The 18,159-nt window shown below is 70.5% G+C and carries 16 protein-coding genes; 3 read left to right on the top strand and 13 right to left on the bottom strand.

The window, feature by feature from the left end; genetic code table 11:
* Positions 1-22 precede the first annotated feature (22 nt).
* The 4 genes from ACFVT1_RS29825 to ACFVT1_RS29810 all read right to left on the bottom strand — a co-directional run bounded on the left by ACFVT1_RS29825 (position 23) and on the right by ACFVT1_RS29810 (position 6,634).
* On the bottom strand, positions 23-1,441 hold the full coding sequence (locus tag ACFVT1_RS29825) for a sugar porter family MFS transporter (protein WP_389800852.1): 1,419 nt from the start codon (positions 1,439-1,441) through the stop codon (positions 23-25).
* Between the two features lie 227 nt (positions 1,442-1,668).
* Positions 1,669-5,340 carry an AAA family ATPase gene (locus ACFVT1_RS29820; RefSeq protein ID WP_389800850.1) on the bottom strand — a complete coding sequence of 1,224 codons (3,672 nt, stop codon included), beginning with the start codon at positions 5,338-5,340 and terminating at the stop codon, positions 1,669-1,671.
* Between the two features lie 360 nt (positions 5,341-5,700).
* The gene (locus ACFVT1_RS29815; protein ID WP_018551753.1) at positions 5,701-5,913 is read right to left on the bottom strand and encodes a hypothetical protein; all 213 of its coding nucleotides are present in this window, start codon (positions 5,911-5,913) and stop codon (positions 5,701-5,703) included.
* Positions 5,914-6,352: 439 nt separating this feature from the next.
* Complete coding sequence (locus ACFVT1_RS29810; RefSeq protein WP_389800848.1) at positions 6,353-6,634, bottom strand: acylphosphatase; 282 nt, start codon at positions 6,632-6,634, stop codon at positions 6,353-6,355.
* Positions 6,635-6,779: 145 nt separating this feature from the next.
* Between ACFVT1_RS29810 and ACFVT1_RS29805 the strand changes: the two genes are divergently transcribed.
* Together ACFVT1_RS29805 and ACFVT1_RS29800 are read left to right on the top strand one after the other, a co-directional pair.
* Positions 6,780-7,700: a CAP domain-containing protein gene (locus tag ACFVT1_RS29805; RefSeq protein WP_389800846.1), complete on the top strand. Its 921-nt coding sequence runs from the start codon at positions 6,780-6,782 to the stop codon at positions 7,698-7,700.
* A gap of 75 nt (positions 7,701-7,775) precedes the next feature.
* On the top strand, positions 7,776-8,189 hold the full coding sequence (locus ACFVT1_RS29800; protein WP_389800844.1) for a winged helix-turn-helix transcriptional regulator: 414 nt from the start codon (positions 7,776-7,778) through the stop codon (positions 8,187-8,189).
* A gap of 64 nt (positions 8,190-8,253) precedes the next feature.
* On the opposite strand, the gene mutM is transcribed toward ACFVT1_RS29800, so the two are convergent.
* From mutM to ACFVT1_RS29755, 9 genes are all read right to left on the bottom strand, one after another.
* Entirely contained in the window at positions 8,254-9,123 is an 870-nt protein-coding gene (gene mutM / locus ACFVT1_RS29795; RefSeq protein WP_389800842.1) for a bifunctional DNA-formamidopyrimidine glycosylase/DNA-(apurinic or apyrimidinic site) lyase, read from the bottom strand.
* A gap of 79 nt (positions 9,124-9,202) precedes the next feature.
* The gene (gene rnc / locus ACFVT1_RS29790; RefSeq protein ID WP_362204060.1) at positions 9,203-10,027 is read right to left on the bottom strand and encodes a ribonuclease III; all 825 of its coding nucleotides are present in this window, start codon (positions 10,025-10,027) and stop codon (positions 9,203-9,205) included.
* 19 nt (positions 10,028-10,046) lie between these two features.
* Complete coding sequence (gene rpmF / locus ACFVT1_RS29785; RefSeq protein ID WP_003965982.1) at positions 10,047-10,220, bottom strand: 50S ribosomal protein L32; 174 nt, start codon at positions 10,218-10,220, stop codon at positions 10,047-10,049.
* Between the two features lie 2 nt (positions 10,221-10,222).
* Positions 10,223-10,897, bottom strand: coding sequence for a DUF177 domain-containing protein (locus ACFVT1_RS29780; protein ID WP_362204057.1), 675 nt, complete (start codon positions 10,895-10,897; stop codon positions 10,223-10,225).
* Positions 10,898-11,079: 182 nt separating this feature from the next.
* Positions 11,080-12,168 carry a cell division initiation protein gene (locus ACFVT1_RS29775; protein ID WP_389800840.1) on the bottom strand — a complete coding sequence of 363 codons (1,089 nt, stop codon included), beginning with the start codon at positions 12,166-12,168 and terminating at the stop codon, positions 11,080-11,082.
* Between the two features lie 98 nt (positions 12,169-12,266).
* The gene (coaD, locus tag ACFVT1_RS29770; RefSeq protein WP_362204129.1) at positions 12,267-12,746 is read right to left on the bottom strand and encodes a pantetheine-phosphate adenylyltransferase; all 480 of its coding nucleotides are present in this window, start codon (positions 12,744-12,746) and stop codon (positions 12,267-12,269) included.
* A gap of 26 nt (positions 12,747-12,772) precedes the next feature.
* On the bottom strand, positions 12,773-13,357 hold the full coding sequence (rsmD, locus tag ACFVT1_RS29765) for a 16S rRNA (guanine(966)-N(2))-methyltransferase RsmD (protein ID WP_362204051.1): 585 nt from the start codon (positions 13,355-13,357) through the stop codon (positions 12,773-12,775).
* A gap of 106 nt (positions 13,358-13,463) precedes the next feature.
* Positions 13,464-15,731: an ATP-dependent DNA helicase RecG gene (recG, locus tag ACFVT1_RS29760; RefSeq protein WP_389800838.1), complete on the bottom strand. Its 2,268-nt coding sequence runs from the start codon at positions 15,729-15,731 to the stop codon at positions 13,464-13,466.
* 286 nt (positions 15,732-16,017) lie between these two features.
* Positions 16,018-17,637, bottom strand: a complete 1,620-nt coding sequence (locus tag ACFVT1_RS29755; RefSeq protein WP_389800836.1) for a DAK2 domain-containing protein — start codon at positions 17,635-17,637, stop codon at positions 16,018-16,020.
* Between the two features lie 259 nt (positions 17,638-17,896).
* Here ACFVT1_RS29755 and rpmB point away from each other — a divergent pair, with 259 nt between their 5' ends.
* Positions 17,897-18,082, top strand: coding sequence for a 50S ribosomal protein L28 (gene rpmB / locus ACFVT1_RS29750; RefSeq protein WP_030928661.1), 186 nt, complete (start codon positions 17,897-17,899; stop codon positions 18,080-18,082).
* The last annotated feature ends 77 nt before the right edge of the window (positions 18,083-18,159 follow it).

Below are 18,159 nucleotides of genomic sequence, written 5' to 3'. Positions count from 1 at the left end.
CGGGGCAGCGGGGCGGCGGGGATCAGCCCATCTCCTCCAACGCCTTGCCCTTGGTCTCCTTCACGAACGTGAGGACGAAGGGGATCGAGAGCGTGGCGAAGCACGCGTAGATGATGTACGTGCCCGACAGATTCCAGTCGGACAGGCTCGGGAAGCTCGCGGTGATCGCCCAGTTGGCGATCCACTGCGCCGAGGCGGCGACGCCGAGCGCGGCGGCGCGGATCCTGTTCGGGAACATCTCGCCGAGGAAGACCCAGACCACGACACCCCAGGACAGGGCGAAGAAGAGCACGAACACATGGGCCGCGACGAGCGCCACGGTGCCCTGGGTCTGGGGCAGTCTGCCGTCGATCAGAGGGGCCGAGAAGGCCCACGCCTCGACGGCCAGGGCGATGGCCATACCGGTGGAGCCGACCAGCGCGAGCGGCTTGCGGCCCACCCGGTCCACCAGCACCATCGCGATGACGGTACCGATGATGTTGATGATCGACGTGGTGAACGAGTACAGGAACGAGGCGGACGGGTCGATGCCGACGGACTGCCAGAGCGTCGCCGAGTAGTAGAACGCCACGTTGATGCCGACGAGTTGCTGGAAGACCGACAGGCCGATGCCGATCCAGACGATCGGCAGAAAACCGAAGCGGGCGCCGAGCAGGTCCTTGAACGTGGACTTGTGCTCACGGTGCATGGCCGTCTCGATCTCGGTCACCCGGGCGTCGAGGTCGATGTTCTTGCCCTCGACCTCCTCCAGGATCCGCCGGGCCCGGTCCTTCTTGCCGACCGAGATCAGGAACCGCGGCGACTCGGGGATCGCGAACGAGAGGAGCCCGTACAGAGCGGCGGGGACGACCATCACGCCGAGCATCCACTGCCATGCCTCGATGCCGCCGATCCTGCCGCGCTGGTCTCCGTCGGCGAGTTGCAGAATGCCGTAGTTGACGAGCTGGGAGATGGCGATGCCGATGACGATCGCGGCCTGCTGGAAGGAGCCGAGCCGGCCGCGGTAGGCGGGTGGCGAGACCTCGGCGATGTACGCCGGGCCGATCACGGAGGCCATGCCGATGGCGAACCCGCCGATGATGCGCCACATCGCGAGGTCCCAGAGCGCGAACGGGAGCGCGGAGCCGACGGCGCTGATGGTGAAGAGCACGGAGGCGATCTGCATGCAGCGGATGCGGCCGATGCGGTCGGCGATGCGCCCCGCCGTCGCCGCGCCGATCGCGCAGCCGATCAGCGCGATGGCGATGACCTGGGCGAGCGTTCCCGAGCCGATGTCGTACCGGCTGCGGATCGCCTCGACGGCGCCGTTGATGACGGAGCTGTCGTAGCCGAACAGGAAGCCGCCCATCGCCGCGGCCGCCGTGATGAAGATGACATGGCCGAGGTGATCCGGGTGGGCCCCTCGGGCTCCGGACGCCGGTCCCTGAGCTGTGCTGGTCAATTGAACTCCTGATGCCTGGCCGCGTCGTCAGGTGTGGGGTGAGCTCCTGTTGAGGGGGGGAGAGCTCCTCCAAGTGGCGCATAAGTTCACGCCTGCCACCACTTGAAGATAAAGACGACGCCGCAGAGACTATGCGTTCAACTCCCGAAGTCAATAATGCGCTATTCGTTCATTCCCACCAGAAGACGTCAAAGCGTGTATCGAAATATTGAAGATTGAGTAAAGCCTCAGCGCAGGCGTTGGCCGATGACCTTGGAGACCCCGTCGCCCTGCATCGATACGCCGTACAGCGCGTCCGCGACCTCCATCGTCCGCTTCTGGTGCGTGATCACGATCAGCTGCGAGCTCTCCTGGAGCTCCTCCATGATTCGGATCAGCCGCTGCAGATTGGTGTCGTCGAGCGCCGCCTCGACCTCGTCCATCACATAGAACGGGCTCGGCCGGGCCTTGAAGATCGATACCAGCAACGCCACCGCCGTGAGCGAGCGTTCCCCGCCGGACAGCAGGGAGAGCCGCTTGACCTTCTTGCCGGGCGGCCGGGCCTCGACGTCCACACCCGTGGCGAGCATATTGTCCGGGTCGGTCAGGACGAGCCGCCCCTCGCCACCCGGGAAGAGCCGCGAGAAGACGCCCTCGAACTCACGGGCGGTGTCCCGGTACGCGTCGGTGAACACCTGCTCGACCCGCTCGTCGACCTCCTTGACGACCTGCATCAGGTCGGCCCGGGTCTTCTTCAGGTCTTCGAGCTGCTCGGAGAGGAACTTGTGCCGCTCCTCCAGCGCCGAGAACTCCTCCAGCGCGAGCGGATTCACCTTTCCGAGTTGCTGATACGCCCGTTCGGCCGACTTCAGCCGCTTCTCCTGTTCGGCTCTGACGAACGGCTTCGGCTGGTTGCGCGGGTGCTCCGGATCCTCCGGCAGCTCCTCGCCCTCGGCGGCCGGTGACGGCGGTACGAGCTGGTCCGGGCCGTACTCTGCGGCCAGACCGGCCGGCTCGACGCCCAGCTCCTCCAGCGCCTTCGCCTCCAGCTGCTCTATCCGCAGCCGCTTCTCGGCGCCGAGGACCTCGCCCCGGTGGACGGAATCGGTGAGCTTGTCCAGCTCGCCCTTGAGCTCGCGGCCCTGGTTGCGCTCGGCCGCCAGCTCCCGCTCCCGCTCCGCCTTCGCCGCCTCGGCCGCGACCCGCTCCTGCCCGGCCCGTACGACGGACACCTCGACATGGGCCAGCAGCTGACGGGCGCCGGAGGCCACGGCCGAGGCCACCGCCACCTCGTGCCGCAGTCGGGCGCGGCGCCGCTCGGCGCGGGCGCGGGCCTCGCGTTCGGCACGGGCGCCCCGGTCGAGGGAGTCGGCCCGGCCCGCGAGTGCCTTGACCCGCTCCTCGTGGGTACGGACCTGGAGCCGGGCCTCCATCTCGGTCTGGCGGGCGTTGGCCCCGTCGGCGGCGAGCCGGTCCCGCACGGAGGTGTCCGGCTCCTCCTCGACGGGCATCTCCTCGGCGGCGAGCAGCCGCTCGGCCAGCTCCTCGGCCTCCTCCGTCGCGCGCTCCAGTGCCTCCTGGGCACGGGCGGCGGACGCGGTCGTCCGCTCGGCCTCGCCCGCCGCGCCGCGAGCCTGCCCGGCGAGCCGGCCCAATTGCTGGGCCACTGCGGACTTCTCCCGCTCGGCGGCCCGGCACCGCTCCCCCAGCTCCTCGACCAGTCCGGCACACACGCCGCGCCGCTCCCCGGCGAGGCGCTGGGCCTCGGTCAACTCCGTACACCGCACGCCCAGTTCCTCCAGCTGGACGGCGGCCTCGTCGACCGATGCCTGCACTTCGAGGAGGCTCGGCGCACCGGCGGAACCACCGTGCGCGAAGTGGGCCGAGAGGATGTCCCCCTCGGCGGTGACGGCGGTCAGCTCCGGGCTTACGGAGACGAGGTCCTCGGCGTCCTCCAGCGTGCCGACGACCACCATGTCCCGCACCAGCCTCCGTACGGCGCGCACCAGTTCGGCCGGCCCGTGGACGAGGCCGGCGACGGCGGGCAAACTTCCGGCGGGCACGGCGGCCACATCGCCCCCATCGACATCAGCGGCACCTGAGACACCTGAGACACCTGAGACATCAGAGACACCAAGGGCAGCTGTGGCACCCACAGCACCCACAGCACCATCGATCTCACCAGCCCCACCGGCATCGGGCACCCCGCCCAGCAGCAGCGCCGCCCGCCCCGCGTCCTGCTTGCGCAGCAGCCGGATCGCCTCTGCCGCCGTGGCCGGGTCCGCCACCGCGACCGCGTCCGCCGCCACGCCCAGGGCCGCCGCCACCGCCACCTCGTGGCCCGGCTCCACCGTCAGGAGTTCCGCGGCCGGACCGAGCAGGCCCGAAAGGCGGTCCCCCGCGCCGAGCAGGACGCCCGTGCCGTCCTTGCGACGCAGGCCGAGGGCCAGCGCCTCATGGCGGGCGGCGACCGCTGCCCGCTTCCGTTCGGCGCCGGTGGCGGCCTCCCGGGCCGCGGTGAGCGCCGCTTCCGCCTCCGCGAGTCCCCGCTTGGCGGCGTCGTGCCGCTCGCCCAGTTCTACGTCGCCCGCGTCCAGGCCCTCGACCTCCGCCTTGAGCTGCTCGTACTCCTCCTGGGCGGCGACCGCCCGTTCCTGCGCCTCGTCGCGGGAAGCGGCCAGCCGGTCGATCTCGGCCTGCGCCGAACCGGCCCGGCTGCGGGCCGCGTTGACCTGTCCGTTCAGCCGGGCGAGCCCTTCGCGACGGTCCGCGATGGCGCGGGCGGCGTCCTTGAGCCTGCGCTCCTCGGCCGCCAACTCCCGTTCCAGATCGGCACGATGGGCAGCGGTGTCCTCCAACGCGTGCTCCGCCGCCTCCAGCGCGGCCGCCAGCTCCGCCTCCTGCTCTCGGATGCGGGCGGCTTCCCGTTCCATGTCCTGCGGGTCACGACCGCGCCGCTCCTCGTCGGGGACGGCGGAAGCGCTCTTCACCCGGGCATCGGCCAGCGAGATCGTGCCACGCACCCGCTCGGCCAGCTGCGACAGCTCGTACCAGGTCTGCTGAGCCCGCTGGAGCCGGGGCGCCAGCCGCCGTACCTCGCCCTCCAGCTCTGCCTCGCGCGCCAGCGCCGCCTTGAGCTCCGCCTCCGCCGCCTCCCGGCGCTGCTTGAGCGCCGCTTCGTCCGCGATCTCGCTGCGCAGCGCGGTCCGCAGCCGCACCAGGTCGTCGGCGAGCAGCCGCAGCCTGGCATCGCGCAGATCGGCCTGGATGACGGCGGCCCGGCGCGCCACGGCCGCCTGCCGGCCCAGCGGTTTCAGCTGCCGCCGCAGCTCGTCGGTCAGGTCCTGGACGCGGGCCAGATTGGCGCCCATCGCGTCCAGTTTCCGCAGGGCCTTCTCTTTCCGCTTGCGATGTTTGAGCACGCCAGCGGCTTCCTCGATGAATGCGCGCCGCCCCGTCGGATCGGCGTGGAGTACCGAGTCCAGCTGGCCCTGGCCGACGATGACATGCATCTCCCGGCCGATACCGGAGTCCGAGAGCAGTTCCTGGATGTCCAGGAGCCGGCAGGTGTCGCCATTGATCTGGTATTCGCTGCCGCCGTTGCGGAACATGATCCGAGTGATCGTCACTTCGGCGTACTCGATCGGCAGTGCGCCGTCGGAATTGTCGATGGTCAGCGAAACCTCCGCCCGCCCGAGCGGCGGCCGCCCGGTGGTACCGGCGAAGATCACGTCTTCCATCTTGCCGCCGCGCAGGGATTTGGCACCCTGCTCCCCCATGACCCAGGAGAGCGCGTCCACCACATTGGACTTGCCGGACCCATTGGGACCGACGACGCACGTGATGCCGGGTTCGAACCGCAGTGTCGTGGCGGAGGCGAACGATTTGAAACCACGCAGGGTCAGGGCCTTGAGATGCACGCCGCCGGACTCTACCTTTCGCTCTCGGTTTCGCTGATGAAGGTGCAGGGCACATCAGACGGTAAGGGAAGGGGTGTACGTCCGGGGCGGGGCCCGCGCAGGTCCGAGCGGAGAAGTGCGACCGGAAAGAGTCCGGGCACGGAAGAGGGACGCAAAAGAAAGAAGGGACGCCGAAGCGCCCCTTGTAAATCTTGTGCGGTGTTACGTGCGGTGTTGCTGGTGCAGCTGTGCACGACGGATCAAGGACATGTCACAACGGTGACAGATCAAGAGCAGTGATCTTCAATGATCCGGCGACGATCCGGGTGATGATCTCGGACGGCTGACGCGTTCAGCCCGACCGGCCTCCAGGGCCATCGGTCAGGTCAGCGCCGGCTCCGCCTGAGGTACGTCGATGTCGATGCTGTCGAGCAGCGACTCTTGGTGCTGGGCGGCGGCGTTGAGCGCGTCGTTCTCGTCCTGAATCCGTACGAGCTCGGATTCGAGGTCCTGGACACGCTGCTGGAGCCGTCGCATCTCGGCGAGGAGTCGCGGGTCGGAACCGCCGACGTAACCGAGAAGCGCCTTTGCCATGATGGATGGTCCTCCACACTGAGTGACCGACCGATGCGGTGTGGGTCGTGAGGGAATCGCACCCGCGGTGCTCGGCAGTGCTCTGTACTCACTGCTGTTCTGCTGCCAAACAGCTCTGCCGAACAGCTGCGGTGCGCGGGGATTTCAGCGTCTCACCAAAAAGTTTGACGGTCAACACGATCACGCCCTGTAGAGGCGGGCGGCCCTGGGGCGCGCGGCCTGGCGATCACGCGGCGCGACTCTCCTGCGGGACCCTCGGGGGTGCGGAGATCATCCTTACTGCCGCAGCCTGGCACGCCAACCGAATCTTGGCAACCACCCGGCCATTCCGCAGGTCATTTCATGTGTACGCGGATGACCGCCCCGCCGCGTCACCCCGTGCCGCCCATCGAACACAGTCCGAACACAACCCCCGGGGCGGCCCGGGACCGGGCCCGGATCAGCGGATCCCGAAGCCGTCGTAGCCGCCGCGCGGGGTGTCCCAGATCTCAGTGACTCCGTCAACGCGCCCGGGTGTGTCGTCCGAGCGCAGCCACTCCAGCAGACGGTGGCAATTCTCACGCCGCCCCTCGGCGACGACCTGCACCCTGCCGTCGTCGAGATTGAGGGCGAAGCCGGTGAGGCCACCGATCTCCAGAGCGTTCGCCCTGGTGAACCAGCGGAAACCTACTTGCTGCACTCGGCCGCGCACCCAGGCGGTGAGCCGTACCTCTTCGTTCATGCCCGAACGCTAACCGGCCAATTGCCCTCGGAGCACTTTCTGTCCAGAGGCCATGGCGTACAGTCCCGTCGCAATAACCTCACCCCATCGGGTGAATCATGTCGACGCCGAGAGCGGCGTCCAGACCGTCAGAAGGGCTCAGCAGATGGGACGTCATGGACGCTCCGCCGCAGCTCCTGCCGTTCAGGACCGCGCGGTGGAGAACCCGGGCCGGCACCGGGGGGCGCGCCACGGGAAGCGGTCCGGGGCCCCGGTGCGTACCGGAATGATCGGCGTCTCCGCCGCCCTGGCCGTGGGGGCCGTCGCGGTCGCCTCGGGGCTGCTGCCCGGCGGCTCCACCCACACGGTCGGCGGTGGCGCGGCCGCCGACCAGGTGCGTACCGAGGGAGTCCCGGACCTGCTGAGCCGGGGCGGCTCGGCCACCGCGTCCGCCGACCGCGGCGCCGGGCGGGCTGACGGCCCGACGGGCTCGAAGGCCCCCGCCGGTTCCGCGTCCTCCGCCTCCCCGTCGAAGACGTCCGAGCCGGCCGGGCGGGCGGGGCCGTCCTCGTCGCCGGTGTCGTCGAAGGCCGCCGCGGCGGAAGCCGGGCAGAGCGCCGCCCCGGCCGCGGCCGGAAAGTCGCCGGCCGCGCCAACGGCCCCCGCCTCCTCCGCTCCGGCCGCCCGCAGGTCCGCGGCGTCGGCCCCGGCCGCCTCCGTCCAGGCCGCCGTGCTCGCCCTGGTCAACCAGGAGCGCGCGAAGGCCGGCTGCAGCCCGGTGACGGCCAGCGCCTCATTGGCCTCGCTCGCCCAGGGCTTCAGCGACGACATGGCCGCCCGGGGCTTCTTCGACCACACCGACCCCGATGGCCGAACCCCGTGGGACCGCGCCGCCAAGGCCGGTGTGCAGGGGCTCGGCGGCGAGAACATCGCCCGCGGCCAGGCCGACGCGCAGGCCGTGATGGATTCCTGGATGAACAGCGCGGGCCACCGGGCGAACATACTCAACTGCGACTACAAGACGCTCGGCGTCGGCGTGCACTTCGGCGCGGGCGGCCCCTGGTGGACCCAGGACTTCGGCTTCTGAGCGGTGGCCGGCCGACCGCTCACCCGGGGAAAGCGCACCCCAGCAGTGAGCGCTGTGCGGGCGTACGCTGTCGCCATGGACGAGAAGAACCGTCTGGACGCGCTCGCCTTCGACGTGTTCTCCAGGCAGTGCCCCTCACGCGGAACCCTGGAGCATGTCACGGGGCGCTGGGGCAGTCTGACGCTGGGAGCCCTGTACGACGGCAGCTTCCGCTTCAACGAGCTCCGTCGCCGGGTCGACGGGGTGAGCGAGAAGATGCTCTCGCAGACGCTCCACGCCCTGGAACGGGACGGCCTGGTCCACCGAGAGGCCCAGCCGACCAACCCGCCGCGCGTCGACTACGAACTGACGCCCCTGGGCCGGCAGGTCGCCGAGCGGCTGCTCGCGCTGATCGGGCTCGTCGAGGGCCGGATGCCGGAGGTGCTCCGGGCCCGTGACCGGTACGACGGAGCCCACCCGGGGCCGGAGGTCCGGGCCCAAGGACTGTGAAAGTCCCGCCTGTCCCGCGACGCCCGGCACGCACGCCGGTCCACCAGGGACTACGGGGCAGCCCTTAGGAAACCGTGCGCGGCGGCCGCTGGCAGCGCGGGCAGAAATAGCTGGACCGGTTCATCCACGGCCGGCGGCGCATCGGCGTACCGCAGCGGTGACAGGGCTCTCCCTCTCGCCCGTACGCGTCGAGGGAGCGGTCGAAGTAGCCGGACTCGCCGTTCACATTGACGTAGAGGCTGTCGAAGCTGGTGCCGCCCTGGTCGAGGGCCGCGCTCATCACGTCGCGGACGTGGCCCAGCAGCTCGGCCGACTTGGGGCGGGTCAGCGTCGCGGTCGGGCGGTCGTAGTGCAGCCTGGCGCGCCAGAGCGCCTCGTCCGCGTAGATGTTGCCGACCCCGCTGATCAGCGACTGGTCGAGCAGGGCGCGCTTGATCGTCGTACGGCGCAGTCGCAGGGCCGCGTGGAACGCCGCGTCGTCGAAGGCCGGGTCCAGGGGGTCGCGGGCGATGTGCGCGATGGTGTCGGGCAGCCCGTCCGTGCTGTCGGCGGCGCATTCATGGAGCGAGAGCCCGCCGAAGGTCCGCTGGTCGACGAAGCGCAGCTCGGTCCCGAGGGAGTCCTCGAAGCGGATCCGGATGCGCAGATGCTTCTCGTCGGGGACGTCCTGCGGCTGTACGAGCAGCTGGCCGCTCATGCCGAGATGGCCCAGCAGCGAACTGGACGCGTCGTTCAGCGGCACCCAGAGGTACTTGCCACGGCGCATGGCCGGGCCGAAACGGGCACCGCCGAGCCGGGCCGCGAAGTCCACGCCGCCCGCGAGATGGCGGCGGACCGCACGCGGGTGCAGCACCTCTACGTCCGCGACGGTCCGGCCGGTGACCCAGCGTTCGAGTCCCCGCCGTACGACTTCGACCTCGGGCAGCTCGGGCACGGTGTGGCTCCTCAGGGACTTCCAGGGTATCCGGGCAGAGAAATCCCCCCGGTGCGCAGGGCACCGAGGGGATTCCGGGTCAGGCCGGAGCGACGTCCGTGGACGACGGCGGGTCGGCAGGGGTGTCGGCGGCCCCTCCGTCGGCAGCGGCCTTCGCCGCAGCCACCCGCGCCTCCGCGGCGGCGCTGATCTCGCGCCAGGCGGACTCCGCCGCCTGCTGCTCCGCTTCCTTCTTGCTACGGCCGGTGCCGGTGCCGTACGAGACACCACCGACGCGAGCAGCAGCAGTAAAGGTCTTCTCGTGGTCCGGGCCGGTCTCCGTGACGAGGTACTCGGGGACTCCGAGGCTCTCGCTCGCGGTGAGTTCCTGGAGGCTGGTCTTCCAGTCCAGGCCGGCACCGAGGTTGGAGGACCTGTCGATCAGCGGGTCGAAGAGCCGGTGGATCAGCTCCGAGGCCGCGCCGAGGCCCTGGTCGAGATAGACCGCGCCGATCACCGCTTCAAGGGTGTCGGCGAGGATGGATGCCTTGTCCCTGCCACCCGTGCCCTCTTCACCGCGGCCGAGCCGGATGAAGGAGCCGAGTTCGAGGCCGCGGCCCACTTCCGCAAGTGCACGCGAGTTGACCACCGCGGCCCGCAACTTGGCCAGATGGCCTTCGGGCAGGTCGGGGTGGGTGCGGTACAGCGTGTCCGTGACCACCAGGCCGAGCACCGAATCCCCGAGGAATTCGAGCCGCTCGTTGGTCGGCAGACCGCCGTTCTCGTACGCGTACGAGCGATGGGTCAGCGCACGCACCAGAAGGGCGGACTCGAGGTGATACCCGAGCCGCCCTTCCAGAAGCGTGTGGGACGAGGCTGTGTTGACGTTGTCTGCCTGCTTCTTGGCGCTGGACAACTCAGACATCGGGCCTCTCACCAGCCGCTCAGACCTCGAGGACCTGGCGCTTGTTGTACGTGCCGCAGCTGGGGCACGCGATGTGCTGCAGCTTCGGCTCCTGGCAACGCTCGCACGAAACCAGGGTGGGGACCGCAGCCTTCCACTGCGACCGGCGGTGGCGCGTGTTGCTGCGCGACATCTTCCGCTTCGGAACAGCCACGGCTACTTCTCCTGCTTCTCGTCGACGCCCGCTTCGGCGCCGCCCATGTTGTCCTTCTCGCCGTCCTGAACGGTGTCGGCGAGTCCCTGCAATGCCGCCCAACGGATGTCGACGGCATCGTGGTGATGACCGGGATTCTCGTCCAGCCTGATTCCGCATTCGGAACACAGACCGGCGCAGGACTCCCGGCACACCGGCTGCATCGGCAGTGCGAGCACCACCGCATCGCGCAGCACTGGTTCGAGGTCGAACAAGCCGTCCTCGATGAAGAGCCTGTCCTCGTCGTCCTCGGCGTCGTCGGCCGGCTCCGCCTTGTGGCTGCGGCCCCGGTCATCGGCGTCAGGGTACGAGAACATCTCCTGGAAGTCCGCCACGACCTCTTGGCGCAGCGGCTCCAGACACCTTACGCACTCCCCCTCGGCCGACGCACGGGCGGTGCCTGTGACAAGCACCCCTTCCATGACCGATTCGAGACGGAGGTCCAGCTCCACGGGTGCGCCCTCCGGCACACCGATCACCCCGTCGATGCCGAGGACGGACGGCGCACCAGGTGCGTCCACCGAGCGGGTCAGCCGCTGGAGGGCACCGGGACGCCGACCCAGCTCGTGCGTGTCGAACACGAGGGGGTTTCGGTGGTCGAGGTGGCCGTTCAGGGCTTTTCCTGCTTTCGAAATCATGTGCATCACACATCGTGGGGAGGGTTGCCCTGATTCGGATTCGAAACGGGCAGCCGGGATCGCGGACCTACGCGCGACCGAAGAGCCAGGATACTGGACGCGCCGCCCAGCTCCCAATCCGGTCCGCCGCACCCCGGCGCGACTCCGCTCGGGCGCAGGGGCCGGGCCGCCGCCCCGGCCGGTCAGCGCTCCTGCTCGTACCGGCGGAGCTGGTCCAGGTCGATCATGCTGGTGTCGAACAGGCTGGTCTCGTCGAGGGCGCTCTCACCCTGCGGCTGGTGCGCCTGCTGGGGCTGCTGCACGGGCTGCTGCTGCCAGCCGTCGTACCCCTGGACCGGGATCTGGCCCTGGGCCTGGGCCTGGGCCTGGTCGTATCCCTGCTGCTGATAGGCGGCGTAGGGGTCGGGCTGCTGCTGGTACCCGTAGACGTCCTGCTGCGGCTGCTCCTGGTACGCGTACGTCTCCGCGTAGCTCGGCTGGGCCTGTGCGGGGAAGTGCGGCTGAGCCTGCTGGTGCACCGGCTGCGGCTCCGGGGTGGCGAGCTCGGCGAGGCCGGCCCAGTGGTCCTCGTCGCTCATGCGCCCCTGATTGCCCGCCGCGTCCTGGGCGGCCATGTGCGCACCGAGTTCGTCGGTGGCGACCCGGCCGTGCAGCTTCTGCCGGCCGCGGCCGACCGCCTCCAGGGTCTTGGCGAGCACGGCCTCGAAGGCGCCGAGCTTGGTGTCCACGTACTCGTCGGCCCGGCGCTGGAGCGTGGCCGGGTCGGTGCTGCGCTCGGGGGCCTCGGCGAAGTCCGGGTCCTCGTATCCCTGCTCGTCGAAGGCCTGGCCGCGGCCGAGGAGCTTCTCGCGGCCCCGGTCGACGGAGCCGATGGTCTTGGTGAGGACGACCTCGAAGTTGGCGAGCTTGCTGTCGACGTACTCGTCGGCATCGGCGCGGACCTCATCGGCCTCCCGGCGGGCCTCGGAGAGGATGCGGTCGGCCTCGCTGCGGGACTGCATGGCGACCTCGGTTCCGGCGATCAGCGAGGTGCGTTCGGCGTGCGCGGACCCGATGATCCGCTCGGCCTCCTGACGGGCCTGCTCGGCCAGCTGCTCGTGCCCGCCGATGAGCTCCTGGGCGTGGGCGAGCGAGCCGGGCAGGGCCTCGCGCACCTCTTCGAGCATCGCGAGCAGCTCGGCGCGGTTGACCACGCACGAAGCCGACATGGGCATGGACCGGGCGCTCCCGACCGCCTCGACGATCTCGTCGAGCTTCTTCTGCACGTCCACCGTGTGCTCGCCACTCTCTACAGCCGATTGGAGACGGACGGGACGACTGTACGGCCAGTCGGCGCCCGCCCGACACCTGGTGACGGTCCGTCAGGAATTCAGCGCTCGGCGAGACGCTCGGCGAGGGCTCGGTGGACCACCGGGGGCAGCAGGTGGGAGACGTCGCCGCCCCAGGTGGCGACCTCCTTGACCAGGGAGGACGACAGGAAGCTGTAGGTGGGATTGGTCGGCACGAAGAGCGTTTCGACGCCGGAGAGGCCGTTGTTCATCTGGGCCATCTGGAGCTCGTAGTCGAAGTCGCTGACGGCCCGCAGGCCCTTGACGATCGCCGGGATGTCGCGCTGCTTGCAGAAGTCGACCAGAAGGCCGTGGAAGGACTCGACCTGGACGTTGCCGAAGTCCGCGGTGACCTGACGGATCAGGTCGATGCGCTCGTCGACCGTGAAGAGGCCCTTCTTGGACTGGTTGATCATCACCGCGACATGTACGACGTCGTACAGCTTCGAGGCGCGGCCAATGATGTCGAGGTGTCCATTGGTGATGGGGTCGAATGACCCCGGACAGACGGCGCGGCGCAACTTCATTCCCTCGCTCTCCAGTCCGGTCATCGTGCGTCTTCGCACGTAGAGGCGGCGCGACCGTACCAAAGCGTTCCCTCGCCGTAGCGACGGGCCCGCAGTGGCTCGAATCCCTCCGGCCAGCTGAATTCTCCGCCTCTGGTGCTGCGTTCCACGGTGACGAGTGCATCGGCTGTGAGCCACCCCTGGGTACGGAGTGTGAGCAGCATCTCGCCAAGATCGCCGTCGGTCACGGCGTACGGCGGGTCCAGGAACACCACGTCGTACGGCTCCGCGGGCGCCGGTCCTGTCACGATCTGTTCGGCTTTGCCGGTACGGACCTCGGCCCCGGGCAGGCCGAGCGTGCGGACGTTGTCCCGGACGGTGCGGACGGCCCCGGGGTCGGTCTCGACGAGCAGGGCGTGGGCGGCGCCGCGCGAGAGCGCCTCCAGGCCGACGGCCCCGGAACCCGCGTACAGGTCCGCGACACGGGTGCCGTGGAGGCTGCCCAGGAGGGCTTCCCAGGTGGAGAAGAGGCCCTCGCGCGCACGGTCGGAGGTGGGGCGGGTGCCGGTGCCGGGCGGGACTGCCAGGCGGCGTCCGCCGGCCGAGCCGGCGATCACGCGGGTCATGGGTGTCTGGTCCTCGGTTCGTGGGTGGCCCGCAGGGTGCTGCGGCGCCGTGGCATCCACGATATGGGGTCGCGGCGGATCGGGCCCGTGCACCCGTCCACCCTCGTCATCCCTTGTCCAGATACTGTTCGCGCTCCTTGTCGAGCAACGCGTCCAGGGCGATCCGCAGCTCGGGCAGGTGCTCCAGCTCCGGGTCGGCGGCGACGACCGTCACGGCCTCCTCGCGGGCGGCGGCGATGACCTCCTCGTCGTCGATGACGGTGAGCATCCGCAGCGAGGAGCGGACCCCGGACTGGGCCTGGCCGAGGACATCGCCCTCGCGGCGCTGTTCGAGGTCGATCCGGGACAGCTCGAAGCCGTCGAGGGTGGCGGCGACCGCGGACAGGCGGGCACGGGCCGGACTCGCCTCGTGGGCCTCGCTGACCAGCAGGCACAGTCCGGGGGCGGAGCCGCGCCCGACCCGGCCGCGCAGCTGGTGCAGCTGGGAGACGCCGAACCGGTCGGCGTCCATGATCACCACGGCGGTGGCGTTGGGGACGTTGACCCCGACCTCGATGACGGTGGTGGCGACGAGGACGTCGACACCGCCCGCGGCGAAGCGGCGCATCACGTCGTCCTTGTCGTCGGGATTCATCCTGCCGTGCAGCATCTCGATGCGCAGGCCGGAGAGCGGGCCCTTGGCGAGCTGTTCGGCGATCTCCAGGACGGCGAGCGGCGGGCGCTTCTCGCCGTCCTCCTCGGGCGCCTTCTTCCCCTTCCGGCCCGCCGCCTCGTCCTCGGCATCGTCGCCGATGCGGGGGCAGACCACATACGCCTGGTGCCCGCTCTCCACTTCTTCCCGGACCCGTTCCCAGGCACGGGCGAGGAAGTGCGGTTTGTCCTTGGCGGGTACGACATGGCTGGCGATCGGCGAGCGGCCGGCCGGGAGCTGGTCCAGTACGGAGGTCTCCAGGTCGCCGAAGACGGTCATGGCGACCGTACGGGGAATGGGCGTCGCGGTCATGACCAGCAGGTGCGGCGGCTGCTTCCCCTTGGAGCGCAGGGCGTCGCGCTGCTCCACACCGAAGCGGTGCTGCTCGTCGACGACGACCAGGCCCAGGTCGTGGAACTGCACCTTGTCCTCGATCAGCGCGTGTGTGCCGATCACGATTCCGGCCTCACCGGTGACGAGGTCGAGCAGCGCCTGCCGGCGGGCCGCGACGCCCATGGAGCCGGTGAGCAGCACCACCTTCGTGCCCTGCCCAGAACCGCCGGGCGTCCGCCCGTCGCCCGAGTGCTGTCCCTCCTGAGGGGGCGCTTCGCGCCACAGTCCCCACTGGTCGGCCAGCTCGCCCATCATCTCGGTGATGGAGCGGTGGTGCTGCTGGGCGAGCACTTCGGTGGGCGCGAGCATGGCGGCCTGCCCGCCCGCGTCGACGACGCCGAGCATCGCGCGCAGCGCGACCATCGTCTTGCCGGAACCGACCTCGCCCTGGAGGAGCCGGTGCATGGGGTGCTCGGTCGCCAGGTCGTCGAAGATCTCCTTGGAGACCTTCCGCTGCCCTTCGGTGAGGGTGAACGGCAGCTTGGCGTCGAAGGCGTCGAGCAGTCCGCCGGGCCGGGGGCGGCGGGCCACCGCCGGGAGCTGGGTGTCCGCGTACCTGCGGCGGGCCAGGGCGACCTGGAGGACGAAGGCCTCGTCCCATTTCAGCCGGTCCCTGGCCTGGGCGATGTCCGCCTTGGTCTGCGGGCGGTGGACCTTCAGCAGCGCTTCCGGGAGCGGGGTGAACCCGCGCCCCTCGCGCAGACTCGGCGGCAATGGGTCGACGGCCTCCTGCGCGCTGGGCAGCACGGTGTCGACGGCCTTGGCGATCCGCCACGAGTCCAGCTGCTTGCAGGCCGGATAGATCGGCAGCAGCCGCCCGGCGAAGGCGTCCACCGCTTCCGTGGCCTCGGCCCCGTCGATGGACTCGGCATCCAGCAGCTGGTAGGTGGGGTGGGCCAGCTGCATCTTCCGGTTGAAGACGGAGACCTTGCCCGCGAACATCGCCCGCCGGCCCGGCAGCAGCTCCTTGTGCGGCTTGTGGACGCCATGGCCGAAGAAGACGAGCTGGAGCCGGCCGCTGCCGTCGGTGAGGGCCACTTCGAGGCGCTTGCCGCGGCCGTTGTTGAACATCACGATGCGGGCGTCGGCGACCTGGGCGACCACCGTCACGTGCTCGTCCAGCGGGAGGTCGGTCAACGCCGTCAGCCGGCCGCGCTCCTCGTACCGCCGCGGGTAGTGGTGGAGCAGATCACCGACCGTGTGCAGGTCGAGGTGGTCGGCCATCACCTTCGCGGTGGCTCCGCCGAGCAGCTTCTTGAGTGGTTCGTCGAACGCAGACACGCGATCCATTGCACACCACACCACTGACAGATGTCCGGCGGGCACCACCCGGAACACCGGAATCCCCCGGTCGGAACCGTCGCCACGCACGCGTACCGAGTTCCTCGGCCGGTGCGGTATCGGGCGGCCGGCGTGCTTCGCCGTCGCGGCCGGGATCCGGGGGCGGCCGGTCGGCGCGTACGCCCGGTGCGCCGCCCGTGGAGTGGTGCGCCCGTGACTTCGGCCCGCTCCTGCCGTACGACGTGCGGGCGGGCGAGGCGGCCGAGGACCGTCCGGCGGGTGCGGCCGTGCCGCCCTACTCCACCCCGATCAGCAGCGGAGCACGCTGGTGGCCGCCCCGGTACACCACTGTGTCGACCGCCAGATAGCCCTCGCGTACGTGCTCCTCCAGCGCGTCCGCGAGGCTGTCGGGGACGTCCTCGCCGAGGACCAGGGTGACCAGCTCGCCGCCCGCCGCGAGCATGCGGTCCAGCACGTTGCGGGCCGTTCCCGGCACGTCCTCGCCGATGACCGCGACGTCGCCGTCGATCAGGCCGAGGACGTCGCCGGCCTGGCAGATGCCCGCCATGGTCCAGGACTGCCGCTCGGCGACAGCCAGTTCGGCGTAGCGGGTGGCGCCGGCCGCGGCGGTCATCGCCACCACGTCCTCGTCGAAGCTGCGGTCGGGTTCGTGGACGGCGAGGGCCGCAATGCCCTGGACCGCGGCCCGGGTCGGGACCAGCGCGACCCTGACCCCCTCCGCGCGGGCCTGTTCGGCGGCGGCGGCCGCGGTGTGCCGCAACTCGGCGTCGTTGGGCAGCAGTACCACCTCGCGGGCGTGTGCCCGGCGGATCGCGTCGACGAGTTCGCCGCTGGCGGGCGGCTCCCCGGGACGTGCCAGCACCGTTGTCGCCCCGGCCTCCTTGCACAGGCCGCGGAGCCCGTCGCCGGGAACCACCACGACGACCGCACGCTGCACGGGCTCGGTGGGGGGGTGCACCCGGTCGGCGCCGAAGTGGGTGATCCGGATGCGGTACGGCCGCCCCGCCTCGACGCCGGCCTCCACCGCCGCACCCGCGTCGTCGACATGCACGTGGATGTTCCACAGCCCGTCGCCGCCCACCACCACCAGGGAGTCGCCGAGTCCGTCGAGCCTGGTCCGCAGCCGGTCCACGGCGTCGTCCGCGGCCTCCAGCAGGTAGATGACCTCGAAGGCCGGTCCGCCCGCCCCGCAGTCCTCCGGCACAGGGACCAGAAACGCGGGCGCGGGCCCGCCCGCGTACACGTGCTCGGGGGCCCGCCCGGAGACCGCTTCGACGAGCGCCCCGAGCACCGTGACCAGGCCCCGCCCCCCGGCGTCCACGACGCCCGCCCGCCCGAGGACGGCGAGTTGTCCGGGGGTCGCTTCCAGGGCCGTCCGCGCCCCCTCGTACGCCGCCTGTGCGACCGCCGCGGTTCCGGCCTCGTCCGCCGTGCGCCCGGCAGCCTCGGCGGCTGCGGCGGCCACCGTGAGGACGGTGCCCTCGACGGGGTGGGCCACGGCCTGCCGGGCGGCCGCGGCGGCTCCGGTGAGTGCCCGGCGCAGGTGGTCCGCGTCGTGCCCGTCGGCCAGTACCCCGGCCATTCCGCGCAGCAACTGGGCCAGGATCGTGCCGGAGTTCCCGCGGGCACCGATCAGCGCTCCGTGCGCCATGGCCCGCACCGCGTCGGCGGCGACGGGCACGGTGGTGCCGGTCTCGTGGGCGGCGAAGACGGCTTCGACGGCCTGGGTCGCGGACTCGACAGTCAGGTAGAGGTTCGTACCGGTGTCCCCGTCGGCGACGGGGTACACGTTGATCGCGTCGATCGCCTCGCGCTCCCGGCCCAGTGCCTCCAGGGCCAGTGAGCACCAGGTACGCACCGCGACGGCGTCCATCTCGTCGGCGGTCTGCGGCACCTGTCGGTCCTCCTCGAAATCGGCCGTGGCCGGCCGGCTGCACCGCAGAGTAGTCCCCGCGCGCCGGGTCCGGCGGGGACAGGGGCGGGACGGGGGGCGGCGGAACCCATGGTAGTTTCGTTCCACCGACGCGGTCGTTGTATGCTGCTTCGGTTGCCCGATGAAAATCGGGCCATTCCTCCGGTGCCGCCACTTCAGTCACATGATTCCGGCGCGCCGGAATTCACTGTAAGTGCACCTGAAGTCTTTGGAGTGACCCGTGGCTGCCAACTGCGACGTCTGCGGCAAGGGGCCGGGCTTCGGCAACAACATTTCGCACTCGCACCGCCGTACGTCCCGTCGCTGGAATCCCAACATCCAGCGCGTGCGTGCCGTGGTCGGTCGGACGCCGAAGCGGCTCAACGTCTGCACCTCGTGCATCAAGGCCGGCAAGGTCGCGCGCTGACGTTCCCGTCGTAGCGCAGCCTTCCGGTTGCCCAAAAAGCCGGTCCATCTCGGTGGACCGGCTTTTTGCTGCGCTCC

The sequence above is a fragment of the Streptomyces sp. NPDC057963 genome (assembly GCF_042887155.1).
GTDB lineage: Bacteria > Actinomycetota > Actinomycetes > Streptomycetales > Streptomycetaceae > Streptomyces.
The sequence above is the reverse complement of the archived record's forward strand: the minus strand, read 5'-3'. Positions and strand labels throughout refer to the sequence as shown.